The organism is Bacillus sp. RO1 (genome assembly GCF_012524115.1).
Lineage (GTDB): Bacteria > Bacillota > Bacilli > Bacillales > Bacillaceae_I > Sutcliffiella_A.
The window spans coordinates 1-25,214 of the sequence record NZ_JAAZWB010000048.1 but is presented as its reverse complement, the minus strand read 5'-3'; the positions used below and the strand labels follow the sequence as shown (position 1 = coordinate 25,214).

Annotated in this window: 37 protein-coding genes; 5 read left to right on the top strand and 32 right to left on the bottom strand. The window is 39.1% G+C overall.

Annotated elements, in window-relative coordinates; translation table 11 throughout:
- Window positions 1-131: 131 nt before the first annotated feature.
- The 8 genes from HC179_RS05190 to HC179_RS05155 all read right to left on the bottom strand — a co-directional run bounded on the left by HC179_RS05190 (window position 132) and on the right by HC179_RS05155 (window position 5,623).
- The gene (locus tag HC179_RS05190; RefSeq protein ID WP_205825233.1) at window positions 132-1,202 is read right to left on the bottom strand and encodes a M14 family zinc carboxypeptidase; all 1,071 of its coding nucleotides are present in this window, start codon (window positions 1,200-1,202) and stop codon (window positions 132-134) included.
- A 364-nt stretch (window positions 1,203-1,566) separates the two neighbouring features.
- Window positions 1,567-2,205: a hypothetical protein gene (locus HC179_RS05185; protein ID WP_168863366.1), complete on the bottom strand. Its 639-nt coding sequence runs from the start codon at window positions 2,203-2,205 to the stop codon at window positions 1,567-1,569.
- A gap of 115 nt (window positions 2,206-2,320) precedes the next feature.
- Window positions 2,321-2,872: a hypothetical protein gene (locus HC179_RS05180; protein WP_168863365.1), complete on the bottom strand. Its 552-nt coding sequence runs from the start codon at window positions 2,870-2,872 to the stop codon at window positions 2,321-2,323.
- An 11-nt stretch (window positions 2,873-2,883) separates the two neighbouring features.
- On the bottom strand, window positions 2,884-3,309 hold the full coding sequence (locus HC179_RS05175) for a hypothetical protein (RefSeq protein ID WP_168863364.1): 426 nt from the start codon (window positions 3,307-3,309) through the stop codon (window positions 2,884-2,886).
- A gap of 141 nt (window positions 3,310-3,450) precedes the next feature.
- A complete protein-coding gene (locus HC179_RS05170) occupies window positions 3,451-3,951 on the bottom strand; it encodes a GNAT family N-acetyltransferase (RefSeq protein ID WP_168863363.1) in 501 nt (166 codons plus the stop codon).
- A 38-nt stretch (window positions 3,952-3,989) separates the two neighbouring features.
- The gene (locus HC179_RS05165; RefSeq protein WP_168863362.1) at window positions 3,990-4,172 is read right to left on the bottom strand and encodes a DUF4083 domain-containing protein; all 183 of its coding nucleotides are present in this window, start codon (window positions 4,170-4,172) and stop codon (window positions 3,990-3,992) included.
- Window positions 4,173-4,502: 330 nt separating this feature from the next.
- Entirely contained in the window at window positions 4,503-4,910 is a 408-nt protein-coding gene (locus HC179_RS05160; protein ID WP_168863361.1) for a hypothetical protein, read from the bottom strand.
- A 137-nt stretch (window positions 4,911-5,047) separates the two neighbouring features.
- Window positions 5,048-5,623, bottom strand: a complete 576-nt coding sequence (locus HC179_RS05155) for a DUF4256 domain-containing protein (protein ID WP_168863360.1) — start codon at window positions 5,621-5,623, stop codon at window positions 5,048-5,050.
- 360 nt (window positions 5,624-5,983) lie between these two features.
- On the opposite strand from HC179_RS05155, the gene HC179_RS05150 reads away from it, so the two are divergent.
- Window positions 5,984-6,259 carry an RNA polymerase sigma factor gene (locus tag HC179_RS05150; RefSeq protein WP_168863359.1) on the top strand — a complete coding sequence of 92 codons (276 nt, stop codon included), beginning with the start codon at window positions 5,984-5,986 and terminating at the stop codon, window positions 6,257-6,259.
- A gap of 4 nt (window positions 6,260-6,263) precedes the next feature.
- Here the strand turns inward: HC179_RS05150 and HC179_RS05145 are convergent, their stop codons facing one another.
- The gene (locus HC179_RS05145; protein ID WP_168863358.1) at window positions 6,264-6,683 is read right to left on the bottom strand and encodes a VOC family protein; all 420 of its coding nucleotides are present in this window, start codon (window positions 6,681-6,683) and stop codon (window positions 6,264-6,266) included.
- Window positions 6,684-6,696: 13 nt separating this feature from the next.
- Window positions 6,697-7,167, bottom strand: a complete 471-nt coding sequence (locus HC179_RS05140) for a GyrI-like domain-containing protein (protein ID WP_346775121.1) — start codon at window positions 7,165-7,167, stop codon at window positions 6,697-6,699.
- A gap of 188 nt (window positions 7,168-7,355) precedes the next feature.
- Here HC179_RS05140 and HC179_RS05135 point away from each other — a divergent pair, with 188 nt between their 5' ends.
- The 3 genes from HC179_RS05135 to HC179_RS05125 all read left to right on the top strand — a co-directional run bounded on the left by HC179_RS05135 (window position 7,356) and on the right by HC179_RS05125 (window position 9,873).
- Window positions 7,356-7,691: a four-helix bundle copper-binding protein gene (locus HC179_RS05135; protein ID WP_168863357.1), complete on the top strand. Its 336-nt coding sequence runs from the start codon at window positions 7,356-7,358 to the stop codon at window positions 7,689-7,691.
- Window positions 7,692-7,808: 117 nt separating this feature from the next.
- Window positions 7,809-9,191 carry a sensor histidine kinase gene (locus tag HC179_RS05130; protein WP_168863356.1) on the top strand — a complete coding sequence of 461 codons (1,383 nt, stop codon included), beginning with the start codon at window positions 7,809-7,811 and terminating at the stop codon, window positions 9,189-9,191.
- Complete coding sequence (locus HC179_RS05125) at window positions 9,169-9,873, top strand: response regulator transcription factor (RefSeq protein WP_168863355.1); 705 nt, start codon at window positions 9,169-9,171, stop codon at window positions 9,871-9,873. Before HC179_RS05130 ends, HC179_RS05125 begins: the two co-directional genes overlap by 23 nt.
- Before the next feature lie 28 nt (window positions 9,874-9,901).
- Here the strand turns inward: HC179_RS05125 and HC179_RS05120 are convergent, their stop codons facing one another.
- The 21 genes from HC179_RS05120 to HC179_RS05020 all read right to left on the bottom strand — a co-directional run bounded on the left by HC179_RS05120 (window position 9,902) and on the right by HC179_RS05020 (window position 22,557).
- Window positions 9,902-10,498 carry a YdhK family protein gene (locus HC179_RS05120; RefSeq protein ID WP_168863354.1) on the bottom strand — a complete coding sequence of 199 codons (597 nt, stop codon included), beginning with the start codon at window positions 10,496-10,498 and terminating at the stop codon, window positions 9,902-9,904.
- A gap of 82 nt (window positions 10,499-10,580) precedes the next feature.
- Window positions 10,581-11,261 carry an SGNH/GDSL hydrolase family protein gene (locus HC179_RS05115; RefSeq protein WP_168863353.1) on the bottom strand — a complete coding sequence of 227 codons (681 nt, stop codon included), beginning with the start codon at window positions 11,259-11,261 and terminating at the stop codon, window positions 10,581-10,583.
- A gap of 16 nt (window positions 11,262-11,277) precedes the next feature.
- Complete coding sequence (locus HC179_RS05110) at window positions 11,278-11,766, bottom strand: hypothetical protein (protein ID WP_168863352.1); 489 nt, start codon at window positions 11,764-11,766, stop codon at window positions 11,278-11,280.
- Window positions 11,767-11,921: 155 nt separating this feature from the next.
- Window positions 11,922-12,308 carry a nucleoside 2-deoxyribosyltransferase gene (locus tag HC179_RS05105; protein ID WP_240948473.1) on the bottom strand — a complete coding sequence of 129 codons (387 nt, stop codon included), beginning with the start codon at window positions 12,306-12,308 and terminating at the stop codon, window positions 11,922-11,924.
- Window positions 12,298-12,708: a YhfM domain-containing protein gene (locus HC179_RS05100; RefSeq protein ID WP_168863350.1), complete on the bottom strand. Its 411-nt coding sequence runs from the start codon at window positions 12,706-12,708 to the stop codon at window positions 12,298-12,300. Before HC179_RS05100 ends, HC179_RS05105 begins: the two co-directional genes overlap by 11 nt.
- Window positions 12,695-13,174 carry an NUDIX domain-containing protein gene (locus HC179_RS05095; RefSeq protein WP_168863349.1) on the bottom strand — a complete coding sequence of 160 codons (480 nt, stop codon included), beginning with the start codon at window positions 13,172-13,174 and terminating at the stop codon, window positions 12,695-12,697. The genes HC179_RS05100 and HC179_RS05095 overlap by 14 nt, the downstream gene beginning before the upstream one ends.
- 20 nt (window positions 13,175-13,194) lie before the next feature.
- Window positions 13,195-13,662 (bottom strand): NUDIX domain-containing protein, encoded by a 468-nt coding sequence (locus tag HC179_RS05090; protein WP_168863348.1) that lies wholly within the window; start codon window positions 13,660-13,662, stop codon window positions 13,195-13,197.
- A 292-nt stretch (window positions 13,663-13,954) separates the two neighbouring features.
- Entirely contained in the window at window positions 13,955-14,602 is a 648-nt protein-coding gene (locus tag HC179_RS05085) for a 2OG-Fe(II) oxygenase (protein ID WP_168863408.1), read from the bottom strand.
- A gap of 172 nt (window positions 14,603-14,774) precedes the next feature.
- Window positions 14,775-15,311, bottom strand: a complete 537-nt coding sequence (locus HC179_RS05080) for a GNAT family N-acetyltransferase (RefSeq protein ID WP_168863347.1) — start codon at window positions 15,309-15,311, stop codon at window positions 14,775-14,777.
- A 150-nt stretch (window positions 15,312-15,461) separates the two neighbouring features.
- Window positions 15,462-15,665: a hypothetical protein gene (locus tag HC179_RS05075; protein WP_168863346.1), complete on the bottom strand. Its 204-nt coding sequence runs from the start codon at window positions 15,663-15,665 to the stop codon at window positions 15,462-15,464.
- Between the two features lie 121 nt (window positions 15,666-15,786).
- Window positions 15,787-16,530: a phosphotransferase family protein gene (locus HC179_RS05070; RefSeq protein ID WP_168863345.1), complete on the bottom strand. Its 744-nt coding sequence runs from the start codon at window positions 16,528-16,530 to the stop codon at window positions 15,787-15,789.
- Window positions 16,531-16,545: 15 nt separating this feature from the next.
- On the bottom strand, window positions 16,546-17,334 hold the full coding sequence (locus HC179_RS05065; RefSeq protein WP_168863344.1) for a phosphotransferase family protein: 789 nt from the start codon (window positions 17,332-17,334) through the stop codon (window positions 16,546-16,548).
- 13 nt (window positions 17,335-17,347) lie between these two features.
- The gene (locus tag HC179_RS05060; RefSeq protein ID WP_168863343.1) at window positions 17,348-17,773 is read right to left on the bottom strand and encodes an NUDIX hydrolase; all 426 of its coding nucleotides are present in this window, start codon (window positions 17,771-17,773) and stop codon (window positions 17,348-17,350) included.
- A 3-nt stretch (window positions 17,774-17,776) separates the two neighbouring features.
- Complete coding sequence (locus tag HC179_RS05055) at window positions 17,777-18,295, bottom strand: GNAT family N-acetyltransferase (protein ID WP_346775118.1); 519 nt, start codon at window positions 18,293-18,295, stop codon at window positions 17,777-17,779.
- Between the two features lie 198 nt (window positions 18,296-18,493).
- Complete coding sequence (locus HC179_RS05050) at window positions 18,494-19,225, bottom strand: alpha/beta fold hydrolase (protein WP_168863342.1); 732 nt, start codon at window positions 19,223-19,225, stop codon at window positions 18,494-18,496.
- 23 nt (window positions 19,226-19,248) lie between these two features.
- The gene (locus tag HC179_RS05045) at window positions 19,249-19,671 is read right to left on the bottom strand and encodes a DUF6843 domain-containing protein (RefSeq protein WP_168863341.1); all 423 of its coding nucleotides are present in this window, start codon (window positions 19,669-19,671) and stop codon (window positions 19,249-19,251) included.
- 1 nt (window position 19,672) lies between these two features.
- Window positions 19,673-20,230 (bottom strand): histidine phosphatase family protein, encoded by a 558-nt coding sequence (locus HC179_RS05040; RefSeq protein WP_168863340.1) that lies wholly within the window; start codon window positions 20,228-20,230, stop codon window positions 19,673-19,675.
- A gap of 13 nt (window positions 20,231-20,243) precedes the next feature.
- Window positions 20,244-21,458 carry an MFS transporter gene (locus HC179_RS05035; RefSeq protein ID WP_168863339.1) on the bottom strand — a complete coding sequence of 405 codons (1,215 nt, stop codon included), beginning with the start codon at window positions 21,456-21,458 and terminating at the stop codon, window positions 20,244-20,246.
- A gap of 163 nt (window positions 21,459-21,621) precedes the next feature.
- Entirely contained in the window at window positions 21,622-21,927 is a 306-nt protein-coding gene (locus HC179_RS05030) for a hypothetical protein (protein WP_168863338.1), read from the bottom strand.
- A gap of 20 nt (window positions 21,928-21,947) precedes the next feature.
- Window positions 21,948-22,190: a hypothetical protein gene (locus tag HC179_RS05025; RefSeq protein WP_240948472.1), complete on the bottom strand. Its 243-nt coding sequence runs from the start codon at window positions 22,188-22,190 to the stop codon at window positions 21,948-21,950.
- An 88-nt stretch (window positions 22,191-22,278) separates the two neighbouring features.
- Window positions 22,279-22,557: a hypothetical protein gene (locus tag HC179_RS05020; RefSeq protein WP_168863336.1), complete on the bottom strand. Its 279-nt coding sequence runs from the start codon at window positions 22,555-22,557 to the stop codon at window positions 22,279-22,281.
- 207 nt (window positions 22,558-22,764) lie between these two features.
- On the opposite strand from HC179_RS05020, the gene HC179_RS05015 reads away from it, so the two are divergent.
- Window positions 22,765-23,334 carry an MEDS domain-containing protein gene (locus tag HC179_RS05015; protein ID WP_168863335.1) on the top strand — a complete coding sequence of 190 codons (570 nt, stop codon included), beginning with the start codon at window positions 22,765-22,767 and terminating at the stop codon, window positions 23,332-23,334.
- Window positions 23,335-23,375: 41 nt separating this feature from the next.
- On the opposite strand, the gene HC179_RS05010 is transcribed toward HC179_RS05015, so the two are convergent.
- Window positions 23,376-24,098, bottom strand: a complete 723-nt coding sequence (locus HC179_RS05010; RefSeq protein WP_168863334.1) for a D-Ala-D-Ala carboxypeptidase family metallohydrolase — start codon at window positions 24,096-24,098, stop codon at window positions 23,376-23,378.
- Between the last annotated feature and the right edge of the window lie 1,116 nt (window positions 24,099-25,214).

Genomic DNA, 25,214 nt, shown 5'->3' with positions numbered 1-25,214 from the left:
GAACTCAGGTCTTCATAACCATTATAAAGACTTCTGTCTCTCAAAAGTTTTGGTGCTCAGGTCTTCATCGGTCAAGATCACAAAGAAAAAGCTCGGAGCACATCTACAAAGTGCCCCGAGCTTTTCCTTTTTTATTCGTCGGTTTCCTCACCTTGTCTTGTGTTCTGGAAAGGTAGTGTCTCCCAAAAGCTAGTATCAACTGTATTAATAGAACCATCAGCAATGGCTTGAACTGTGGAATCAAGCGTATTTACCGTCTGCTTGATCAAGTATCCATTACTCTTTTGTCCAAGAATCGCTGATGGATTCGTGTGGTCGGACATTCCTCTCATTTCAAACAATAATGTCGCGATATCATATCTCGAAGCTATTCCATTTCTACCAATGTTGTCTGTATTTCCACCGGAATACTTGCCAAGATGCCCCCAGCCTTTTGACTCAATCTCATGGAACACCACTGCACCTAACTGCTTGGACTTCTCCACTACAGACGGATCAACATTAGGGCTTGTTGGATGTAAAATAGACCCGGAAACAAGCTTCCCATCACGTTCACTCTGTGTTCCTTGATGATGTAAATCAATCATGTAATCGATGTCATACTTCTCCAACACATTCGTATGAAGTGCCTGTGCTTCAGGCTGCATAGCATCTATTGCTTTGTCGTGCTCACGATTTAAGTCAAAGTTATTAGCATTTGCTCGCGTCAAATGACGGTCACCGTCTGCAATGTAATTATCTGTAGAAAAGTACACATCACCCATCGCACCGTCTGCATTCAGCATCGGAATAACAAGGATATTGACATGATCCAATACCGATTGATTTTTCCCGGTTCCAAGATGTTTGATGAATTCCATCGCACCCTCTGTTGTCAGTTGCTCATTTCCATGCTGCTGAGTCAAAAACAGAATAGTTGGATTGTCCTCGTTTTTAATATATTTTGCCATATAAATATCTCGTTTTTTCACTGTTTTACCAATAACCTCAAGCTCCATCGCCTGCTGACTTGCATCTTGATTGTGCAAGTATTCTACCAACTCATCATATGTAGTAAGGATGGAGGTTTGGATCGACTCATTGCCGTTATAGTTGGGACCATTTCCGACCGCACTTGTTGGAAGGGTACCTGTTGTTAACGTCCCGATTGTCATAACCCCTGTTAAAGATAACGCTAGTACCGTTTTACTGATCTTTTTCATAATTTCCTCCTCATTTCAGATATTTAGTGACCCTACATAAATAGAATAAAGTTTATAGAATTATCTGTAAATAAGGACAAACTCCTCTCTTTTTATAGCTGCAGCCAATTAACAGACGGAAATATATGGGTAAAAGTACTTATACAACACATTTGATTAGTTCTTTAAACATATCATTCACTATTAAACTCTTCTCCTGTCAATAATTCGTACAAGATCGCTACCAACTTCCCCTTCACGAATAAGTTCAAGCTCGTCGCCTAGTGGCGTGATTCAAACTGCAAAATGATGATTGATCTTTTATTCATTAAAATAAACGCTTGGTCTAATTGATTCCCAAGCGTTTTAATAATACCTCATTCTATTACAACAACATTTCTAAATCCCTTTGCTTTTCAAAAGCCTCTCTATCCAAACGCTTCAAGATTTCCACCCAAAATTCCTCTTTTATCCCGTTTTTGCTTAGTTCTTCCCTTTCATCCGTCGTTTCCATAGAAGTATCTAGGATGACGAATCCCCTTACATGTTTCCCCAAAGTATTCAAGCAGCGTTGATTGAAGGCGACTAGAAACTCTATTTTTTCAAGAAACTTATTGTCCAGCTTTATTTTCGTTTGATCCGTTCCTTGTATTTCGCCTATTTTACGGTTGAAGACTGATTCCGTTACAAAGGCCGCCTCTACGATGGAGTACCCTTTATTTTCGTATCGATCCAGATTCATAGCCAAACGATTATAGTCTTCATAATAGTTTATTAGAATATAAGTGTCTTCACGAATCAGGTCTACTTGAGCTTGTGTCAGAGTTTTTGTTTGGAGAATTTGCTGAAGGACTTCTTCTTTCCTTTGGAAGCTTCCAATCAGCCGGGAAGTATCATTCATCAAGGATTGAGAGTGATATTGTGCATATCCACGAGTTTCTTTAAACAAGTTTATCGTATAAACGGAGAACACTAAGCCAATTGCTATTGATCCGATTACTAGCCACTTTATCTGTTTGGCCATTTCAATCCCCCCAATTTTTAACTTCCGCCATTAAATCCGCCAACATGCTCACTCATTTACATTCAATACCTATACGAAATGAACACTTATTTAGTTCCACATTTTTTTCCAATTTTCAATTCCAAAGCAACTTATCAAACGCATAACTTAAATTAATACCTGATACTTTGCCCTTAGAATGTGTAAACGATAGGTGGAGATTGTTGGAGTGGTCCACATATCCTATGATATAGATACTTTGCTCTAAATCCTGATAAGTATAGTAAAATTCACCATATTCTGAAATTACTTTCTCAATAGAATCACCCAGCACAATCCTGTCTCCAACATAAGATGTCTTGTTGTCTATGATACTTAAAGATAAAATCTCTTTCGTTTCCCTATATATCCCGAGCCAAAGTCCCTTAAGCCAGTACTGATCATATTGCCTGCCTTGCTCAGAATATTGATGGTTATCTGGGTCCTGTTCTGCTCGTCCATAACTTTTTATAAATGTTTCATTGGAGATCTTCATACCTAATTCAATACCGTCAACAGCTTCACCTGATAGATTGGTTGAATCTACCTCTCTCATGTATTCAGTGATTTCATTTGGTGAATTACACGCTGTTAAGAAAAGCATAATTAATACAACATATATTAAGTAGTTTTTTTTATCCCCTATCACTGATTCAACACCTAATTAACCTTTAAACTTTCAGGACTGTTTCCAGTTATCTCTACATAATAAATACTTTCTAGTTTTGAAACCATGGTGGTAACAGGAGAACTTAACGTTACTTTTTCCGTTTGGTGTTTACCAGTAAATACAGTGATCACAAAGCTAACCTCTTTGTCCTGGAGAAAATTAACATGATTAAAGTCGAACGTAAACGTATCCCCCTTCTTTACCTTTGAATTATCAGCATACACACCGCCTCCGCTTCCCCCTCTGTGTGTTCCATCTTGTGAATAGCTGACCTCATACCCGTAAATATTAATATCGGTGTTATTAATAAGAGCCAAATGAAAAGTCCCTTCAGCTGGGATAACGGCACTTCTGTATTGGTTACATCCTGATAAAATTAACAACATAATTGTGATGATAAATGATATTTTTTTCAACTTCACATCCCCTTTCCACCCATTTACTTTACATTAATTAACAGTATGATACCAAATAATTTATTGATTATCAATAAATTATTTTTGATTTAAAATAAAAACGGAACTCATCTCTTAGTGAGAAAAGTTCCATGTAAACATTTATGCTAACATTAGCACCATTAATTCCTCTTCAAAAAAGGTATCATTTATCTTCAATCCGTGTCTATCTATTCCATATGTACCAAAACCCAAGGATGTATATAAGCGCTTTGCAGGTTCATTGCTCGCTGTCACTGCGAGATAGATTTGTTCAATTCCCTTTAATTCTTTTGCTTTGTTTATTGCGACATTCATGAGTGCTTTACCAACACCTAAATTTCGCTGATCAGGTTTGACATACATGGCTACTATAGTAGCTCTATGCTTAATTTTCTTTTTCGTTTCACAGAGTAAGGTTACTGTTCCTACCAAATTATCTTCGTTAAAAGCACCATAGGTATATGTGTGGTCATTGTTAAATCTATCTCTATATTTTTCAACAGAATACTCAACTTCATCTTCATAGCTGGAGCTGAATGCTTCCGGTTTATTTTTCAGTGCTTCAAGCCTAATGGTTCTATAGTTTTCCGCATCAGTTGGTGTTAGTTGTCTTATTTTCAATGTGGCTCTCTCCTTTGCACCCATCATTTGATAGGGATTCAATTAGACCGGTTTACTTTCTCCAATTTTTCTATGATAGTGTCTAGCTTTTGTTCTATATTATTTAATCTTTGATTCTTATAAGATGCATTAATAAGCAGTCTTCTGATGAATAGTGTGAAAGAGAGACTACCGAGTATTAAAAGCCCAAAAACTACTAGTTGAAAAATTACATCGCCCATAATAATTCACTCCATCTATTACCATATTGACATACATTTGATCTTTTCAAGGCATGAGAAGCCTCTCTGTGACCGTTTTCTCTTTCATTTCAACACTTCGGGCGTAGAGGAGACCTCTCTCTTACCGTATTTTCTTTCTTTGCAACATTTCGGGCTTAGAGACGCCCTTTCTGTTACCATTCTTGCTTTCCTAGCGATGCTTCGGGTCTTGATAGTCCCTAACATGTCTTTCAAATCTGTAAATAAGGTTGATGATAAGGAATAATTTCAAAGGTTTGACCATTGATGCTATATGTTTCCACGGTTTCATGTTTTAGTATCACTTTTTTCCTAGTCTTCATTTTCCATTACGGCTGCTGAAGCTTTTTCACTCTCTCGAAAGTCCTCTTCCTCAAACACTATATTTGTATCAATCTCACCAAAACTTATTTTTATATTTTGGTTCTCCATCATATAATGAAGCGCCTTGCTATCTCCACTTTCATTTTCAAAGATGAGACTTGCAAGTTCATAGTTGTACCAAGGTGTCTCTGTACCGAAATTTCGTGGACTTTTATTAATGTCATTAATGATTTCTACCAGACGCTCTTTCTCCTCGATGACAGTCACACCTTCATCTGGCATTTTAATTGTTAGTTTAGAATATTCTCCATCAATTACTTCATGATTATAAAACCAGAGTACGAAGAGTAACGGTATACTTACTACTATTAATATCTTACTGACTACTATTTTCAATCGATATGTAATGCCTCCTTACTTTAACTGTACTTTCACTCTTGTCTATATACGTTTAATAGATAAAAAAGTTTCCAATTAAATATAAAAAAACGCAGAAGCATCCTACCTTCCACGTCTTTTTAACATATCGGTTTTTATACCCTTAGCATCCCACGAAACCCTCGCGCACCATAATAAGAATCAGCTCCATTGTGGTACATGAAAACGTGATTAAAACGACGATCGCAGAATAATGCACCGCCAAGCTTTCTAATTTCATCCGGTGTTTGCACCCAGCTGGATGTTTTTAAATCGAATTCCCCAAGCTTTTGTATTTCTCTATATTGTTCTTCTGTTAACATTTCGATTCCCATTTCAGTTGCCATATTCAAGGCACTATTTTCAGGTTTGAACTTTTTTCTTGCCTCTAGTGCTGCATGATCATAGCACACACTTCTGCGGCCTTTTGGACTCTCTTTAGAGCAATCGCAAAATAGGAACTCATCTTTTTCTGTGTCATACCCAATGACATCTGGCTCTCCCTCGGTTCTTTCCATTTCATGTAGAGACCAAAGTTTTTCTGCATTACTTTGCAGCTTTTCCTGAACAATATCCCATACAAGACCTTCATGACGATGCATGTTTTTCTCAAACCGCTTCTTTAAAACCGATATTAATTCTTCCACTTGTTCTGGTGATAGACTTTTTTCGCTTGCAGTATTATTTGTCATCGTTCTCCTCCTAGCTAATCTTGTAAAGCGCTATTTTTTATTCATTTTGATAACGAAGTTTTATAGTGGATTAAGCACAAGCCCCTTTCTGAGTTAGAAAAAGCGCTTGGGTGGCACCTTTATATTACTCCATTCAGAAAGAATAAAGAAGACTCTAAATACAAACCGCCTCAATGGGTTCGTGTTCTGCTAGAGCATCGGGAACTGGTAAAGGAAAAGCGACATACGGCTTTCCCTATCCCCTTTTATTAACCTATTGCTGTAGGCACAAGTTTCACTTGTATATCCAAACACATTACTTGGTTTGCACATACAGTAAAAGTGGTATAAAAGAACTATGTTACACTTTAGGAGTTAATGATGAAAATTAATAAACAACAGCTATATGACATTATCACTGCCAAGGATCAAGCTGCTTTTGAATTATTTTATGACCAATATGAGGTATTTCTCTACCAAACTGTTCGTTGCCAAGTCTCTTCAACCGAGGAAGCAGAACGCATTCTTGAAGATACCCTTAAATCATTATGGAATGACCCTTCTTTACTAAATACATTTCAGGAAACCAGACTTTCCTTATTACTTACAAAAATAATCTACTCCATACTGTTTAGACCGTTAGAGAAAATGTCTTGAATTGTTATTGTCGGTTAAAATATTCTTCTTTAAACTTCACACTCAACTCGCTCCACACATCAAACTTATTCCCATCTAGATCTTCAAAAACAAAATTTCTTCCAGCATGCCCTCTGTTTTCAATCTCGCCTACCTTTATACCTCTCTCTATAAAATCTTGATGCATGGTTTCTAACGCGCTTAAACCATCTACTTCAAAAGTTAAAGAGAAACGAATCTGTCCGTTTGCATCCGTAAAATTCGAGGTTTGCCCTTCCTCTGCTTTTACAAGAAACATACTTTGGTCTGCAAGATTGATTATAGCTTTGTCCTGATCCTGATAACTCAAATCCGCCCCCAACTTACTTATATACCATTCAGCAGAAGCATTAACATCTGTAACTGGAATATACGTCGTTCCCACTCTCCATAATCTCCCTGTCATTTCAGCATCCCCTTTATTCAATGGTATCTAATAAATCAACTACTAGGTTATTAGGGTCTTCCCAAGATTCAAAGATTTCCACATGCCATTTGTTTTTAAGTCTTTGGTACCCTTGCTCAGCAGCCCAGCTATGTAATTCATCATACGCATTAAAAATGCCAGTGGCCGGTCCCGCATACTTTGCTGATGCATACCTTTGTGCAGGAACTGTCAGCGTGAACATCCCCTCAGGTGTATCTTCAAACTCTTCCACTTCAACCGCCACCCAATAACCATCTTCCTCTTCTGAAAGGATATCTACTATGAAAGCCCCGAATTGAACATTGCCATTCTTCACGTTTTTAATTTCAGATAGGCGTGATTCTAGAAGCTGTGAAGCTTTCGGTATTTCAACTGGATACTCTTCCCCTGCGCATAATACCCGAAACCCTGTTAATTTTAGATCGTCCAGATTTTTGATAACTGGTTCTTTCATTTTTTTCACTTTCAATAACGTCACTCCTAATATGTTTTATATTTCTGATTATTTCAAATACTATATGTAAATTCAATCCATTTTTATATTTTGTGACAAAACCTTGCAGATTCTTAGGAGTTTTCTCTTTTAAGTTATATACATAGGTTAACGGGTAAACTAATACAGAAACTACTTTTGAAAGGAGCTATTAATTTATGTTAAGTAATGAAGTGCACCAAAAGTGTTTAGAGGAATGTCTTGCTTGTATGGAGGCATGCAACACCTGCTTTGATGCTTGTCTGAATGAGGAAGATGTGAATATGATGGCCGCCTGCATCCGCTTGGATAGAGAATGCTCGGATATTTGTGGATTTGCAGCAAAAGCAATCCAATCCAACAGTCCATTTATGGAACAGATTTGCAGCCTGTGTGCAGAAATATGCGAGGCATGTGCGGATGAGTGCAGCAAACATAGTCATGACCACTGCCAGAAATGTGCGGAAGCGTGCAGACGTTGTGCTGCTGCTTGTAGGGAAATGATTAGCCACTAATATAGAATCTCTAAACGCGTCATATAGATGGCGCGTTTTTCAATTTTACTGCATACTTTCTCTATATTTTCTTGGTAAACTGAAAATACATACTTTTTAAGATACAGGAGAACCGTGATGAAAATCTCTACTAAACTTGGTTTATGGTTTTTTATATGTCTATTAATTATTGAATCGGTATCCATGATAGTGTTGCACCGTCATGTGGTTGATTCTCTAGTAAAAGAGGAATTGAATTCTTTGTTGTCGAGGGGAAATAGCCATCGAGATGTTTTGCTGACTTCGTCTACCTCTGATACGCTTCAGCATATTGTTTTGATGGAGTCCAATACTGATACGGAAGTCATAATAATAGATGAGGACAACTCAATAATTGGCTCATCAGTGCAATTGGACAATCTGCCACCTTACATAAAGAAAGAAACTTCACCGACTCGAGAAGGCGTGGTCCAGGGGGATTGGAAACACGAAGCATTCATTGCAACTGTCTCCCCTTTTCAATCAGAAGACGGCTCAACAGGGTACGTTTATATGCTGAAAAGTACCGACACTCTTCAGAAAATCATTCAGCAATTAAATCAACACTTCGCTATAGCGGTAGTTATTATTATGCTTTTTTTATTAATAACAAATATCTTTCTTATAAAATTACTGACCAAGCCGTTAATCCGTATGAAGGATGCTACACAAAAAATCAGTGATGGTGACTTTTCGGTAAAATTACCAATAAAAACAAAGGATGAGCTTGGGGAGTTAGCCGAAGCCATCCAATCCTTGTCCAATCACTTAAATCATTTGCAGACGGAGAGAAAGGAATTCCTCGCAAGCATTTCACACGAATTGCGGACTCCGTTAACTTATATTAAGGGTTATGCGGATTTAGGTAGAAAATCAAACCTTGAGGAATCAGCCAGATTGGAATACCTGAATATTATCCATGAAGAATCTACACGGGTATCAAATATGCTTGAAGATTTATTCGAACTAGCAAAGTGGGGCCAGAATGCTTTTTCCATTCAAACGCAATGGATGGATATGAAAAAATTCATTCTGCCCATTTATGAAAAAGCAAGGCCTGCCTTCAACAACGCAGGAATACATTTAATGTTTGAACCTTATCAAACCTTTGAAGTACTAATAGACCCCAGACGCTTTGAACAGATCGTGTTGAATGTATTGGACAATGCGCTGAAATATTCATCAGCAGGCTCCACCACTACCATTCAGCTAAATAAGGATGAAAAAGAATGCTTTCTTATCATTCGAGACGAAGGAATAGGTATTCCAAAAGATGACATCCCCCACATTCTAGAGCGATTTTATCGAGTTGATAAATCTCGTTCTCGTTTAACAGGTGGAGTAGGACTTGGATTGAGCATCGTAAATGAGCTAGTGGAAGCCCACGGCGCAAAGCTGACTATTAGCAGTGAACAACATGTTGGAACTGTCGTAACGATTGCATGGGAGGAAAGCGAAGATGACAAAAATTCTACTGATTGATGATGAAAAGAGAATGCTTGATTTGTTAACACTATACCTGACTCCGTATCAGTTTAAGTGTATCCAATTTCAATCAGGTAAGGATGCATTAACATATTTGAAAAAGGAAGAAGCGGATATTGTATTACTGGACATCATGATGCCTGAAATGGATGGTTGGGAAACCTTAAAAGAAATCAGAGGAATATGCAATGTCCCCGTCATCATGCTTACAGCTAGAAATGATAAGGATGATATTGTACGGGGCCTTAAAAGTGGAGCAGATGACTACGTCTCAAAACCTTTTAACGAGGAAGAGCTGATTGCAAGAATAGAAGCTGTGATGAGGCGGACGAAAGTGGTAGATACCCATACTTATTCTTTGCGCTTCAAGGGGCTGATTCTTAACACTTCTTCTTTCCATGTAGAATATAACGGAGAAAAGATTTCCGTTACCCCAAAAGAATTCGCATTACTTGAAACTTTTCTTTTGAACCAAGATAAAGTATTTTCCCGAGAGCACTTGATTATGTCATTATGGGAATTCGATTCAGAAACAGAGAACCGCACCATTGATTCGCATATCCGTAACCTTCGAAGCAAGCTGCGGAACGCTGGATTTGAAGTAGACAAACACCTTGAGACTATCTGGGGAGTAGGCTATAGGTGGAATGATAAAAAAAGCTTGGAGGAATGTCGTTAAACCGACTTCTACCTCCAAGCTTTTTACCCTATTCTTCTTTGGATAGCTCACTTTCTGTCACCCATTTATGATTTATTACTTCTTCCCCGCTGTCGGTGAGAGTGAAGTCCACCATATAAACCGTTGTTTGCTCAGCAGAGTCTATGGTTGCCGTAGCACCCTCCATGCCCTTCATATGGTCAGCCTCCACTTCTACCTCATCTCCAATTTGATACGGCTCATCTTGGGCATCTTTTACTTCCTCATGGATGATCCACTTATGATTCTCCACTCGTTCCCCTCCATCTGTCGGGTCATAGGAAATAGTGTAGACAGTTGTCTCATAGGCTCCCACAATCGTCGCCTCCGCTCCTTCCATTCCAGGCATATGTGCATGTGTAATAGTAGCTGTGCTACCCACTTCAAAAGTTGGATTTTCCTTTTCCTTCAAGCCTTCCGGAACCTCACCTGAACCTGACATATCCATATCGGAATGATCGCCATGGCCTCCATCGTGAGAATCTTCTTCTGCAGTATTGGATTGATTATTATTAGGCGCCGCCTCATCATTTTCCCCTGCTGCACAACCGGACAATGTAATGGCCGCCGCCATTGTTAGTATTCCTAGTAACTTTCTTATTTCCATTCAAAATGACCTCCCTTTGGCACTATATTTGTAATGTACCCAAAAACTTTGCAGAAAATGTGAAGAAAGCACATCCAGAGTGTTATCTGTTAGCGAGAATCTGGTCTATTACCTTCGCGTATTCCTCCACAACAATATTCGCGCCCTTACTATTCAAATGAACACCATCTATTGTCAGGTGCAACCCTCTTTCTTCTGCCAATCTATCCACACGCTTTGGACTTCTGTAAAGAAATACATCCTTCACAAGTCTACCTAAACCTGTACTGAGGTATTCTGATGACTGCAAGGTTTCTAACTGTTTGGTAAATGCTTGGTGTAAATCTATAAACGATACATTCTTATGCTCCTTTGATATTTCTTTCAAAATGATGGAAAGATTGAGCAAGCCTCTGTTGGAAGAGTTGAGATTTTCCCCAATCAACGCAGGAGATACGACGACAACCTCTTTGGTAAATTGCATGACTGTTTCTAGTACATTTTCATAGTACTGCCGAAACTCTTCTGAATTTCTAGCAATCGGTTGCGCCTGGACTTTTAATAGTTTCGAATAAATATCATTGACTCCCACCCAGAGGAAGGCAAGTTCAAAATCTTGATCTATTTTATTTTTGGTAATCCTTGTATGTAAACTTTTGACCGTTTCCCCACCTTTTCCAAGGTTCACGAATTTAATGTCTGGGTATTTCTTTTTTAACATGTTAAAGTAGGAAACTCCTGGTTTACCTTCTGTTAAACTGTCACCGATGCATGTAACTTTCATAGAGTATTCCTCCACTTTACAATTGGTCTAGGATAGCAAATTTCAATACGGTCAACAGAATTCCTGCTGCAATTAAATTACGCCAATTAACAACAATTCTACCATTCTTCGGTTGTACAACACCTATTGCTATGATATTCCAAAACCACTTGCTATCAGTCCATCTTTTCTTCATTGGAATAATACCAGCTTCCTCGGCCTCTCGCTTTCTGTTCTCATTACGCGCCCAAAGGAGTATTATGACAATATCAAGTATGGATGCCATGATTAGGAGTGTTGCAGCAATGTGATTTGGTACATCCCATAATGGCTCTTTTTTCGCTTTCTCTTCGTTCTTTTTTTCCGCATGCTCCATTCCTTCTTCAAAGGATGGTACGATATCTTCTGTGCTTCCTCCGCCGGAAATATCTGCAGATGAAGAGAATAAGATTAGCGCCACAATTAAAAATAAGTATCCACCGAAAAAATAGACTAAAAATTTACTGGAATTCAGCTTAGCCTCCAACCACATCTCCTCTTTTCGCATGTTAGGATTTATCTTTATATCCTTATTTTACTAAATAAGAGGTGGTAGGTTGGTTGGGAGATGTGTCGTAATTATGGAAATTAATAGGATGGAAGGTTATACTTTTTGCCTGCCCAGTCCTCGATCGTATTGGTTTACATATAGATTCTCGTCACAAGTTCTTCCACGGTTCCAATAATCTTCTCAACATTGTCTAGATGATAAAAAGTGCTGGTTGTTTCAATGTTTTCTATATCATCATTCTCTGAAAACAAAAATATTTTCTTCCCTTGACCAAGGGCAATCCCAAATTCAATATGACTGCCTTTTCCCCCAGGCAGTAAGACAATAAGAAAATCCGCCTCTAACACGGCACTAAGTTCCTTCTCGCCGATTTCTTTTAGGTCTTCCAAAGTGGAGGCGCGCCCATTTTTAGTCCAATCATAGGTATGGATAAAGCCTTTATCTTTAAGACGTTTACTCACTTCTCGTACCTTTTCTATATTGCTCAAGCTTGATGCTATGTAAAATTTACTCCCCAACTTTATCTCCTCCGTATACATTCTCCAATAACAAAAATACTTCTGTGGCCGCCTCTTCAGACAATGAGTAAATTACATGAGTATCCTTTGTATTCATGATGGTTCCTGAAGATTCATGAATCCAAAGAAAAAAAGTCTCACCTTTTAACATCACTTTATAGTGAGGCTCTGCCATTTCCACCACACCAGGTTCTTTTTTTGCACTAGAAAAAGTATTTTGTATCGTTTTAATGTGTTCTTGATTTGTAAGGACCTTTTCCGAGTGGTCTTTCACTTGTGAAAAATTCTCCATTTGATGGATGGTAATTTGATCAATAGTTTGTTTGACATCTGCAGTTTTTTCTACAGAGCAAGCCATAAGGAGCAAAGCAAAAATAAAGATAAAACTAACTATCTTCAACACATTCACCTACATTCTTGTTATTATTATGAAATACCCATTTCGGATAAGGCATCATAAGCTTTGGTATATTGTCTTCTTTAAAATACTTTAATATCTCCGACTCTCCATCCACCGCTTCCAACGTACCACTGATTTTTTTGCATTCATATACTATTACTTGATATTCTACTTGGTCACCATTTGCATAGGTGTGTCTAAATTCTTTTCCTCCTAAAACACCAATTATATTGATTGGCTCTACCTTAAGCCCTGTCTCTTCCTGGACTTCTCTGACTACCGCTTCTGCTGGCGACTCTCCAGGCTCAATGGCACCAGCTGGCAGACTCCAGTAATCACTGTTCCTAGGATATTGAAACAAAATCTCCGACCTATCGTTTCTGATGACTGCGGCAACACTCGGAAGAAGCAGAAGATCTGTCCCTACTTTTTCACGTAACATACGATAGTAATCTGATATAGGCATTCCTTTTCATCCCTTTATCTTCATTTAACAATCGGGAGGCTCTTTTTCGTCAGAAGGTCATTAATGATAACTCGATGCTCAGTAAAGATATTTTCTGGCAAACTATGAAGATCGAAAAAATCATTTTTAAGTGACTCACTATTACTGGTGACCAGTTGTCCGCTATATCGCTTACAAGTAAAAAGCACTTGAACTAGGGAGACCTGGTCTCCGTTAGCGAATGTCTTATCGTGCTCTGGCCCTGAATAGATTCCAAAAAGCTCGAGTTGTTCTAAGTGGAGACCGGTTTCCTCTTGGACTTCTCTTCGTGCAGTATCACTTATATTTTCTCCAAGCTCCATGAATCCTCCTGGCAGCCCCCATTGTGCATTATCTGAACGTTGCTGTAAGAGCAGTTTACCTTGTTCATCTAAAACCAAGGCTCCCGCAACCACCATTATTACTTTTTCATTGCCTACCATCGATCTTAGGTGAGTTATGTAATCCACTATAGTATCAGTCCTTTTCTATTTATGTATATGACGTATAGGATGGGGAATAAGTTACGAGAGTGGGGTATCGAATTTTTGGAGCGTTTGTCAAACTGCTCGTAAATCTTTGAAACGGAAAATAAATTACTAGATTTGGCTCGTATATTTCCGTAACGGAAAATAAAGTGTGTGATTCGGAAAATAAAACTCGTGTAATGGAAAATAAAACTTCAAGGAAACCACTTTTCCCCTCCAATCCACCCATTAATGCAAATAACGCTAACCTCCCAAGAGATTAGCGTTATTAACTCTAGTATTTCTTCCTTCTCATCCACTGCGTTGCCGCCCATTTATCCCCAACCACAACAGGAGAGCCTCCATGTAAGGTCAACTCATTCAGTTCTTGTTCATCATAAAAATATTCGAAATAAACTGCCATTCCCTTTTGTGGGGAAACAGATAATTTTAGTTTAGGAAAATACGTTTCTCCGCCTTCTTCCACATCATTCAAGTACATGACAAGTGTGCTGATTCGTGGATTGCTTACCGGCTTGTTTGAAGACTTGAAGAAATCAAAATGTGCCTTGTATTCCTGTCCTACTTGATAGTTTAGGATTTGCAAGCCTTCTCCATGTTCCACAGGGACATTCATAATTTGCGAAACTCTTTTTTCAATCCTAGCCACTAGCTCATTTTCGCCTTCTTGGAAGAAAGTACTGCTGCTTGTCCTAATAGCATCCACTTCCATGCCATTAGCAACTTTCGAACGTTTCATCTTATCCTTAGACAATTGAATCAGCGCATCACATTCCTCTTCGCTAAGTACATTTGCAAGCACAACGACAAGCGGCTCTTCCATTCGTGCGATTATCGCTATCTCTCTATCTTCTGTTTTTATCTTATTGCCAACATGAGGGAAAATAGTCTGTTCCTTAACAGTTAAATCTTTTGTATCCATCGCCAACTAACATCAACCTCTTTTATAGTGTTATTAATATTCTGAAAAAATAACCTGTACCTGTGCAACGATAGTCAACTGTATTCTATTTGCGTGCATTTCCCCTTGTTAACATAAATTAAATCGAATTGATTTGAGATAATTTTACACTGTCACACGTATATTTGCTATCTTAATTTTCGTTCATTATATGGGAATTTTTATCTTTTATCACCATTTCGTAGTATGGTTCTTCTTGATTGGTATCGTCAAACCATTTAAGCCCTTTGAATTCAAAACCAATCTTCTCCAATATTTTCAGTGAGTTTTTGTTTGTTGGATCGGCAGAAGCAAATAAGCAACTGGCAGAATTATTAGACTTCGCCACATCTACACATGCCGAAGCGGCTTCAGAAGCATAACCACTTCCCCAGTAAGATTTTGCAAAATGATAAATCAATTCCACTTTCTCGAGAGAATCTTTTACATTAAAGCCTGCTGTTCCAATGACATTTCCTGAAACTTTTTCTACAACCGCATAAACAGATAATCCTTTTTCTTCATGGCACTTTGCATAGTATTCTACTACTCTAGGAAGCATGTCGTGAGGGGTGGCACCTGCGCAGAGGCCCATTACTTCTTCATCTCCCCAAATACGTTTTAGTTGTTCCGTGTCTCCTGATTCTAGTACCCTTAAAAGTAACCGCTCTGTTTCGTATACCTTTTTCATAAATATTTCTTTCCTCCCTCAGATTGAAAATGTATTTTATTTAGTAGTTCTTCGTATGCAGAGGTTTCTCTAGGCATTTTTTAATTTCCCCACTTTTTTGAAACCACCACCTTTCTGCATCAAGACAATGTAACTTTTGTGTATTTTTAGCTAACCTTTCATCAAATAAACCACCAACTCCTCATACCACATCCCATCTTGTTCATAATGATTTAAGAAGAAAGCCTCGAACGAATATGTGTCATTCTCAAAATGTATGCTGTTTGATTTTTCAATTGCCATCATTAGTCCACTTAAATCAGATGTGTGAGTTTCATAGATCAACTCACCGTTGCAGTAATATTTGACGTCCATATAACCACCTCTTTTGTTTATCTTTTAACATCCACCAACTCGAACCGCTCACATACCAACATCATATCCTCGGAAAACTCTCTATCGATTCTTTTGTAAAAAAGGGCATTGATTCATCATTCTATTCCTCCATTAAAATGTATTTCATTAATCTATCCGAATCTTCTGTAGCGACATTTTCAGAAAGCCTTGCTGCAGCGATGATCGGCGCCCATTCCAATACTTCTTTTCGACTCCAACCACTTTTCTCGCAATAAAATTTCAAATACAATTCTGCAATATCCCTTGAAACCTGGGTATAAAGTATATATGTACGGCATACATCTGCCCGTGGATCACCTGCACTTGCATCCACCCAATCAATGATGAAAACCTCATCACCTGATTTTATCAAGTTATAAAGGTGGAAGTCCCCGTGGCAGAGCTTATTTTCTACGGTCATCGACTCCAGTTTCTTTAGCAATGACATTTTTACATGCTTATCCAATCCTTCAACTGCTTCTATTTGACGCTGAAGTTTGATACGCATAGGTTCCAACGATTCAGCTAGAACCGTATGAATCTCCATCTGTATATCAACCGACATATCCAGAAAAGACTCTACTTGATCCATGTTCTCTTTCACGAGTTCACCTAGCGTTTTCCCTTCCACATATTCCATGATGATTGCCTGTTTTCCGTTTACTTTTGTGACTTCGAGTATTTTAGGAACCCTTAGACCACTTTCAAAGGCAACCCTTTGTTTACAAGCTTCATACTCAGGTTCGGAGTCTGGTAAGTGATCCTTAAAAATTTTGATGATTTTATTTTCAATAAGATAAATATTGGCAGTGTTGCCAGAAGCAATTGGCTCCCCTAAGTTCATTACACACTCCCTCCTCTAAAAGTACTCATAAAGGTTGATGAAATAGTCATATTCCCCTTTAGTCAAAATGTTGCTGCATCCATACCCTTCAAGAAAACATAACTTATCCGATTCCCACTCAAATATGTGTGGTTTTGGCCGAATAGCTAAAGAAACATCGTACCTCGGATCGCCATATGCTCCGCCGCTCCAGTCAATGATTCCTGTGACCACTCCATTATGTACTAAAATATTATCAACCGTTAAGTCGCCATGGATAAGGGTTTGCTTCATTTTATTAGGTCGGTTTTCCTTGATTTGTTCCAACAAGTCTTCCGAACCATCCACCTCGTAGTTGTGAAGATTGTATGCTGCTTGATCAAGCATATCATCCAACCAAGTCTTCTCGTTTTTTAAGCCTTCAGGACACGGGGTAGCATGGATATCAGACACGACTTTTCCAAAGTTTATTAACAACGCTTCCCTCTCTACTTTACTATGGGTTTTGGTTAACGCAGCCCTTAGCGTTTCCCCTTCCAGATACTCAAGTAACGCCCAAGATTGTCCCGCTACTTCAATAAACTTTTCCACTTTTGGAACAGGCAATGAGGTTTTCTGGTTCAAGCTTTTTAATACTATTATCTCTTTCTTTAGCCACGTGTTGAATTGTGGTTCTTTTGTTCTTTTTAAAGCATACTGGCCGTTTTCACTTTGAATGATTCCAACATCAGATGTATACCCTTGGCGGGGAAAGGTGATGGAATGGATATTCCTTACATATTCTTGTATAACAGATGGTATTTCTTCCAAATGAATTGGTTTCATATTGTTCACTCCATTAATTAAACTCTATATAAAACGGAATCATTTCTTCCTTTAAACAATATTCAATCCGCTCTCTAAAATTCATGTAAGTCACCATTTTCAATGCTTGCTCTATAGGAAAGAAACCAACTTCCAAACTCTCTGGTGAGATAGAAGGTGACCCACCAACCGCTCTGGCCAAGAAAAGTGTGTTACATATGGATCCACTGACATTTTGGAAAACTCCACAGAATCTCACAATTTCCACATCAATTCCCGACTCTTCCTTCGTTTCCCTGATGGCAGCATCCTTCAGTGATTCTCCCTCTTCCACCTGTCCACCGGGCATCTCCCATCCACGGCGTGGACCTTTTATTAAAAGAACTTCATTCTTTTCATTCAAAACAACTGTCGCTGCCGAAATGACGTGCTTTGGCGTAACTCTTTCAGTTTGTACCATTCTTTATTCCCCCTTGTTATATCTGTACTGGATCAACTGACTTTCTACCCCCATGTATTCTTCAGAGCCTATTCTACTAATCTCGGTGAATCCTAGTTTCTCTAACATTCTTCTAGAGCGCGTGTTGGCTTCGTGTGTTTCTGCTTCAAAAAGGTGAGTGCCATACTTTTCGGTTGCATAAATCATTAATTGCTTCAAAGCTTCTGTACCTACTCCATGTCCCCATACCTTGGTTTCTCCTATGGCGATGCCAATTTCGGCGCTAATACCATTGATGTTTGCCAAGTCTGCATAGCCAATTAACCTTGATTCATATTTAATTCCGACTCTTACAAAGTCACGGGATTGGTTATGCACACAATTGTGCCACCATGAAGTAAGCTCATCCGCGTCTCTACCAATCTCCCAGCCATTCGCACGGCAGAACGCTTTATCTTGGCTCCACTTTTCCACCACATGGAAATCTTCAATTAGAAGGGCTCTTAGTTGAATTGGCAGGGACCCGGTTCCTGTAGTTTTCACTGATTTTTCACACCCTCTTGGTTGAATTATTGATATATCCTTAGAATTCTTGATATATCGCTGATTTTCTTGATATATCCTGAGTTTTATTGATATATCTTGAAAATTATTGATATATTCCCAGATTTCTTGATATATTCCCCTGGCCCCTGCTGCCTCATCAGGTTGAGGTAGTCTCCTTTCGCTTAAAGGCTATTTTCACTTATTATTTACACCAACCAGACTATATTTTCCCAAAAATCCGTTTAAAATCCGGTTATAGACCTCTGGCTGGTCGGAATGAACCAGATGTCCGGCAAACGGTATGACTGATACGTGTATTTTCTTATTTAACCTTGGGACATTGACGGCTCCCTTCGCTTCATCCTCGTTTTCCTCTCCGACCATGAGCAATGTTGGCATTTTCAGCTCATCCAAATCGCCGGTTTCTTCAAATGGATAGGAATCTTCTTGCTTAGCCAAATGGATAAACTCCCTCCAACCTTCACCATGAAGCTGATCAAAGTAGGCTCCAACTTGTTCATTTTCCAAAAGCTTAGATTGCTGTTCCACCATATTCTTATGTATTTCCGACCAATTAGGAGGTTTCTCCGTCATCATCCCAGAAAGTGTTAAAGTCTTCACTTTCTTAGGAAACCTTTTTGCCAAAAATAGACCCACCAATGCACCGATGGAACAGCCAACAACATGGGCAGATTCCACACCTAAGTGATTCAGCGTATCTTTTAAATCTGCGGCACTATCCTCATAATAGTTAGAAAGCTCACTTGACGAGGACTTTCCGTGCCCCCTCAAGTCTGGCAAAATTACTTTAAATAGTGACCGAAAATATTCCCTTTGTTCTTCAAAATCCGTCATCCCTGTCTGCAACCCTGTATGTATAAAAACGATTGGGTCTCCGTCACCCAAAATCTCTGTATGTAATAACATATACCCCCCACACCTTCCTCGATTTATTGACAAGTCTCTGTGCTTGTATCGAACAGGTACCAACTTTTTTCTGTTGTCTTATCAATGTTTATGGTAGAAGTTCCACCCCTATAAAGTGCTGTCACATCCTTCATTTCTTGGCTTGCTGCCCCTTCTTCATTGGTATATTTAACATAAATTTTATGCCACCCTAAGTTAACTAAGAAATTTTGAGGGGACGATGTCACAATCCTCCCATTTTCAGGTACCTCATATACCACTTGATTATCTACTATTTTTAGCTCTTCTTCGCCCGGTTGGTTGTGAAAAATATAGATACAGCCTTGAAACCCTTCTGGAAGTAAAAACACTTCATCAACGCCGGGAGCTTTACGATCATACAGATAAAAATAACTTAAAAGTCCTACACACAAGATAACTATAATCAGTAGTTTCTTTTTAACCATGTCACCTCTCCCACAACTGCTTCACTCCAATTAACACATTCCCATCGAACGTTAACTTGTAGATATCCGGCATATCTAAGCTATTCCAAAATGAAAAATCGTACTGCTTGTCAAAATAGTTCATGATTAAAACCATGATGTTTCCGTGCGTTCCGATGGCCACGTTCTTTCGTTCGTACTTTTCCAATAGGTGATGGATGACCTTCACGCCCCTAGCCTGTGCCTCCAAATTGGATTCGCCGCCTTCCCATGCGAAGTTTGGTTCCTCCCAAACTTTTGTGATGGCTGCTGTGAAATCTTCGGCAGGCTTAGCTGTCAACTTGCGTTCTTTCATGTCCTCAAAAATCTCAATCCCCAGATTATAGTGTTTCGCCACGCCTTCCACTGTTTGAACAGCTCTTTTATAAGGACTGGAAACTACCGCATCAATATTGTCAGGTTGGATCAAAGCTAGTATTCTCTTAGCATCTTTATAACCTTTTTCTGATAAGGGCCGCTTCCATTCATCAGGTGTGTAAATTGAATGGGCATGCCTAACGAAATACAGATTAGTCAACATATATCCCCCTTAGTTAAACTGAAACCTCTTCTCTAAAATAGCTAGCTTTCGACGGTCTAAATATGGTAATTAACAAAAATAATGCACAAATGGTAGAAACACCTGAAAATATCAGACAAACAAGTTGTAAAGTGAACACCTCAGCTGCAAAGCCCAGGAGCAAGGTCAGTGCTATTTGCACGATACCTTGGAACATTTCTGTTAAACTCGCGAATCTCCCCATGATGTCAACAGGGACCGTGTTCTGGAAAAATGTCGCATACCCTGCATTGGCAAATGCCATAAAGAAGCCGAGGAAAACAAAAGCAGAGGTAGCGGTCAAAAAGTTATACGATGCATAGAAGGCTACATATCCTACCGAGGTGAGAAACATGCCAATTCCTAAATAAGCCTTCAATGGTACTTTTTTTACGACGAGTGCCGACATAAACGCACCGCCCAAGGCCCCGAGTCCCGTTAGACTAACAATTAGTCCATAATCACGGTCGGACAATTGCAGGGCTTGTTTGATAAAAGTCACTTCTTGCGAATCCAAAGCAAATCCAAGTAGCATAGCAGATTGAAACAAGAGATAGACGGTTATGAAAAAACTGGCTTTCTTGGAGAAATCCTTAACTACAATCCAATCTCTTAAAAGCGTTGCAAACCGGATGGGTTCCCGCACACTTTCCATCTTTTCATCCACATCCGGCAGCAAAAAGATGAAGCATGCACATACTAAAAACGTTACAGCATTGATTATGATACATATATCTGTACTCACATACATGATTAAGAATCCGGCAATGGCCGGGCCCAAAAGGAACGCCCCAGAGCTTGTCATGCTCATGAGCGAGTTAAATCTTTTACGTTCGCTGACTGGAATAAGTTTCGTTATGTATACAGAAGAACTCGGGCCAAAAAATGCCCCGACCATATTGATAACTAACAAAATAAAGTAGATAGTCCAAAGGGAATTAATGAATGGAATGAGGAACACCAATCCCCCACGAGCAACATCCACCCAGATCATCAGCTTTCTTTTGTTCACCCTATCAATGACACTGCCAGCCCACGTATTGGTTAACAAAATCGCAATCGGCCTGATTATATATAATCCCGCAACCGCCGCTGCAGAGCCTGTCATATTTAAAATTGATATATTTAGTGCGATTAGGTAAATCCAATTCCCCAAATAAGATATGCCGATTCCAGCAATCAATAGTATGGGGTACTTCCACGAAGACATGTGACCACCCTCTTCATTCATTCATTCATTCATTTATTTATACATAAAAGAAAAGCACCGGAACTGCTCCGATGCCTCGTATCACTTTACAAATATTACTATATCATACTATTCAGAAAAAGGTTTCAAAACCAAGTATGATAAAACCAACATCCAAATTTCCTCACGCTTCTCCATAAAACTCTACATAATGAAAAATACCGAATTTCCTTACAAGGTAATTTCTCAATTCTCCCTGTGTTGCTTTTTCGATAGGTGGTTTGGTCAACGTGTATGCTTTCCCGTTTAATTCTTTAAATTTCTCTTTGTCCACTCGATTATGATACTCATCATCTACTATATCCGTTGTGAAAGCGATTATCGGATAGCCACTGAAGAAGACGTAGGTTCTTAATGCAGTTTGGGGAGTGGAGTGAAGCAATAGAACGACAGCAATAAGAGAGATTAGTATGATAAGATTCTTTTTCATAAATGAGATGCCCCCGGTTATTAAACTGCCGTACGTGAAGTTGACTTTGATAGTAATCTTGTCAAATTAATTATGCTTATTAGCAATGTGCACAATCCTGCAATAAAGAACCCCATCGCATAAGTTGGAATGTTTGCTTCTAATACTCTATCGTTAATTTCCAATCCTAGAAAGTACACTCCAATACCACTACCATCAACATCTGAACCGTATGACCATAGTTGGAGACCTTCTGAGATTAATAATATCGTGAAAATTATCATTGAAATAAAAACTAACCAACGTGATTTTGGTTTCAATCTTTCATTCCTCCCCCTAACATTTTTCTCAATAAAATGACCTAATCTTCCATTAAAGGTTTTCCTCCGTCACCCTCTTATACACTCCAGCACCTACCATCCCAACTCCTATCAAAAACAATACCGGAAACATTAACCACATAACTGCCACTCCGGCGAATCCATCTCCTGCATTTACTGCAACAATCATCGACACAATCCAGCTGAAAAATGGCGCAATGGACAGCATCGTAATAAGTCCCCAGATAATCAACGCCTTATTGTGATACTTCCGGCTTAGAAACACTCCCAACCCAATGGACAGTAGCAATACAAGCACTATAAATGGCATCTCTACAACAACTCCTCTTATATTTATATTTACATATATTCACAGTTTCTCTAATTCAAAAAAATCCAACCTATATAAATTCCATATAGTGGTTTATTTTTCCTGCAATTTGCCATTAGATTTATCTTTCCTCCGCCCATCGCTTTTACCCATGATTTCTAGTAGTATAGTAAGTAGATAAGAAAAAAGAAATAAAGGGGTGATCACTTGAAAAGCAGAATGAACGATATGTTTAAAGAGCAAAGGAATATTCATGTTCTTTATTCCTACAAAGGACGGGAAGAATACTTGGAGAAGCTAGTAGATTTTGTTCAATCAGGGGTATCAGCGGGAGATTATGTTATTATCATTGAGAACCAACGGATTTATCCAATGCTAAAACAGAAGCTGAGCAATTGTTTATCAGAAGAGCAAATGAAGTTAGTTCTATGGGTGAACAATTTTGATTTCTATTTTTCTAGTGGAAGTTACCATCCCCCGGCCATCTATGATTACTTTGTAAACACTGTTCAGCATTTAGTAGATAAAAAGCTTCCGTTCCGCTCATGGGCACATGTAGAGTGGGCAACAATGGACGGTCCTTTGCATATTGTAGAAGACCTTGAGCGTATCGTGGATAATGCCGTCCATCAGCTTGATTTCCCTTTGGTGTGTGCTTATGAAGGAGCTAAAATGCCGGATTATCTCAGAAATATATTATTAGAAACTCATCCCTATATACTAGTGGAGGATCAATTGGTTGTTTCAGAATTCTACCAACCTACTATAAAAGGGTGATAAAAGGGGGCTTATCGAAATGATAAGCCCCCTTTTTTTACTTATTCCCACCACCAAGATTGTGTACCATATGGATATTCCACTCGGCTATCCATATGTGTAAAGCTGCCTTCGCTGTAGATCCCGCTAAATCCGGAGCTTTTTGCTGCATTTTGAACAGTAGTAGTACTCACTCCAGATACGCTGATGTCTGCCGCAATCCCATACGTATGCTGGCTATTTGATGCTCCTCCTACATTGCGGTTGTGAGAGATGCTTCTAAAGCCGGAGTTAACATTCATTGGACGGTTTCCAATTTTCACTCGAATTGCCTCAAGCTTGTACATCATTCGACGCACATTTTCTTGTACGGTCGCAGCTGAAACATTTCCTCCGTTAAACCCGCTTCCGTCTTTAGAATAAAATTCACTGTAACTGAAGTGTTTCGTTCCATTTGTTGATTCCAACTCATTTAACTTGGCTTGCGTCTGCGGTCCAACTACACCGTCCGCCGTCAACCCATATGCACGCTGAAAACGGATGACCGCAGCTCTTGTTCCTGCCCCAAATTGTCCATCTACACTTACAACTGTTTGTTGAGGTGAGTCCGCTGCCCAGCCCGCTACACGAATCTGCAACTCCCTTACATCCGAACCACTGGAACCTTCACTTAAAGTTCTTGTCCAGTTATATGCCGAAGCCTCTTCTGCCGTAACCAAGGACAATACCATACCAAGCATCAAAGTAAAACTGAAAGCCAACATCTTCTGATACACTTTTACCATCTTCCCATCTCTCCCGACCACAATAGATTTGTGAATGACTTGTTCCAATCAAACTGGAGCTACGACAACGATTGATTACTAGAATTAGAGATTATTGAGAGTATGTAAGTAGTCCTCCTCTACTAGATTGTTAGATCACTCACATCTTAATGCGGTGTCCTATTAACATAGTAAAGTATTTGAACGAAAAAAAATTCATTTATTCCTATAAGAATGGAAATTCCTCAAGAACAAAATCGCTAGCGCGACCTAAAATCACGTCCAAAGGAAGATTTTAATCTCTCTTGGGACGTTTCTCGCTTTTCGTATAGCATTGAAATAGTGGCCATGGCCGGATCTTACCTTTACGCTTCATCTATGACATTTCAATGAAGTTTTCTCGTCACTGAGGTCTTCATAACGGCAATGAAGACACCTCTCCTCCTTTTTTCTCGTCACTGAGGTCTTCATAACAGGGATGAGGACACCTCTCCTCCTTTTTTCTCGTCACTGAGGTCTTCATAACGGTGATGAGGACACCTCTCCTCCTTTTTTCTCGTCACTGAGGTCTTCATAACGGTGATGAGGACACCTTTCCTCCTTTTTTCTCGTCACTGAGGTCTTCATAACCGCGATGAGGACACCTTTCCTCCTTTTTTCTCGTCACTGAGGTCTTCATAACATCGATGAAGACACCTTTCCTCCTTTTTTCTCGTCACTGAGGTCTTCATAACATCGATGAGGACACCTTTCCTCCTTTTTTATCGTCACTGAGGTCTTCATAACGGCGATGAGGACACCTCTCCTCCTTTTTTCTCGTCACTGAGGTCTTCATAACAGGGATGAGGACTCCTCTCCTCCTTTTTTCTCGTCACTGAGGTCTTCATAACAGGGATGAGGACTCCTCTCCTCCTTTTTTCTCGTCACTGAGGTCTTCATAACAGGGATGAAGACACCATTCCCCCTTTTTTATCGCCACTGAGGTCTTCATAGCAGTGATGAGGACACCTCTCCTCCTTTTTTATCGCCACTGAGGTCTTCATAACGGCGATGAAGACACCTTTCCTCCTTTTTTCTCGTCACTGAGGTCTTCATCTCAATGAATCGAGCATTCCATTATTTGATAATTTCTTAAAC

What these genes read in the sequence shown, in the direction of transcription:
- HC179_RS05190 (WP_205825233.1), bottom strand. Translation starts at nt 1,202, where the DNA reads ATGAAAAAGATCAGTAAAACGGTACTAGCGTTATCTTTAACAGGGGTT.
- HC179_RS05185 (WP_168863366.1), bottom strand. Translation starts at nt 2,205, where the DNA reads ATGGCCAAACAGATAAAGTGGCTAGTAATCGGATCAATAGCAATTGGC.
- HC179_RS05165 (WP_168863362.1), bottom strand. Translation starts at nt 4,172, where the DNA reads ATGGGCGATGTAATTTTTCAACTAGTAGTTTTTGGGCTTTTAATACTC.
- HC179_RS05155 (WP_168863360.1), bottom strand. Translation starts at nt 5,623, where the DNA reads ATGACAAATAATACTGCAAGCGAAAAAAGTCTATCACCAGAACAAGTG.
- HC179_RS05150 (WP_168863359.1), top strand. Translation starts at nt 5,984, where the DNA reads ATGAAAATTAATAAACAACAGCTATATGACATTATCACTGCCAAGGAT.
- HC179_RS05145 (WP_168863358.1), bottom strand. Translation starts at nt 6,683, where the DNA reads ATGACAGGGAGATTATGGAGAGTGGGAACGACGTATATTCCAGTTACA.
- HC179_RS05135 (WP_168863357.1), top strand. Translation starts at nt 7,356, where the DNA reads ATGTTAAGTAATGAAGTGCACCAAAAGTGTTTAGAGGAATGTCTTGCT.
- HC179_RS05130 (WP_168863356.1), top strand. Translation starts at nt 7,809, where the DNA reads ATGAAAATCTCTACTAAACTTGGTTTATGGTTTTTTATATGTCTATTA.
- HC179_RS05125 (WP_168863355.1), top strand. Translation starts at nt 9,169, where the DNA reads ATGACAAAAATTCTACTGATTGATGATGAAAAGAGAATGCTTGATTTG.
- HC179_RS05120 (WP_168863354.1), bottom strand. Translation starts at nt 10,498, where the DNA reads ATGGAAATAAGAAAGTTACTAGGAATACTAACAATGGCGGCGGCCATT.
- HC179_RS05115 (WP_168863353.1), bottom strand. Translation starts at nt 11,261, where the DNA reads ATGAAAGTTACATGCATCGGTGACAGTTTAACAGAAGGTAAACCAGGA.
- HC179_RS05095 (WP_168863349.1), bottom strand. Translation starts at nt 13,174, where the DNA reads ATGCCTATATCAGATTACTATCGTATGTTACGTGAAAAAGTAGGGACA.
- HC179_RS05085 (WP_168863408.1), bottom strand. Translation starts at nt 14,602, where the DNA reads ATGGATACAAAAGATTTAACTGTTAAGGAACAGACTATTTTCCCTCAT.
- HC179_RS05080 (WP_168863347.1), bottom strand. Translation starts at nt 15,311, where the DNA reads ATGAAAAAGGTATACGAAACAGAGCGGTTACTTTTAAGGGTACTAGAA.
- HC179_RS05075 (WP_168863346.1), bottom strand. Translation starts at nt 15,665, where the DNA reads ATGGACGTCAAATATTACTGCAACGGTGAGTTGATCTATGAAACTCAC.
- HC179_RS05070 (WP_168863345.1), bottom strand. Translation starts at nt 16,530, where the DNA reads ATGAACTTAGGGGAGCCAATTGCTTCTGGCAACACTGCCAATATTTAT.
- HC179_RS05065 (WP_168863344.1), bottom strand. Translation starts at nt 17,334, where the DNA reads ATGAAACCAATTCATTTGGAAGAAATACCATCTGTTATACAAGAATAT.
- HC179_RS05060 (WP_168863343.1), bottom strand. Translation starts at nt 17,773, where the DNA reads ATGGTACAAACTGAAAGAGTTACGCCAAAGCACGTCATTTCGGCAGCG.
- HC179_RS05050 (WP_168863342.1), bottom strand. Translation starts at nt 19,225, where the DNA reads ATGTTATTACATACAGAGATTTTGGGTGACGGAGACCCAATCGTTTTT.
- HC179_RS05045 (WP_168863341.1), bottom strand. Translation starts at nt 19,671, where the DNA reads ATGGTTAAAAAGAAACTACTGATTATAGTTATCTTGTGTGTAGGACTT.
- HC179_RS05040 (WP_168863340.1), bottom strand. Translation starts at nt 20,230, where the DNA reads ATGTTGACTAATCTGTATTTCGTTAGGCATGCCCATTCAATTTACACA.
- HC179_RS05035 (WP_168863339.1), bottom strand. Translation starts at nt 21,458, where the DNA reads ATGTCTTCGTGGAAGTACCCCATACTATTGATTGCTGGAATCGGCATA.
- HC179_RS05030 (WP_168863338.1), bottom strand. Translation starts at nt 21,927, where the DNA reads ATGAAAAAGAATCTTATCATACTAATCTCTCTTATTGCTGTCGTTCTA.
- HC179_RS05025 (WP_240948472.1), bottom strand. Translation starts at nt 22,190, where the DNA reads ATGATAATTTTCACGATATTATTAATCTCAGAAGGTCTCCAACTATGG.
- HC179_RS05020 (WP_168863336.1), bottom strand. Translation starts at nt 22,557, where the DNA reads ATGCCATTTATAGTGCTTGTATTGCTACTGTCCATTGGGTTGGGAGTG.
- HC179_RS05010 (WP_168863334.1), bottom strand. Translation starts at nt 24,098, where the DNA reads ATGGTAAAAGTGTATCAGAAGATGTTGGCTTTCAGTTTTACTTTGATG.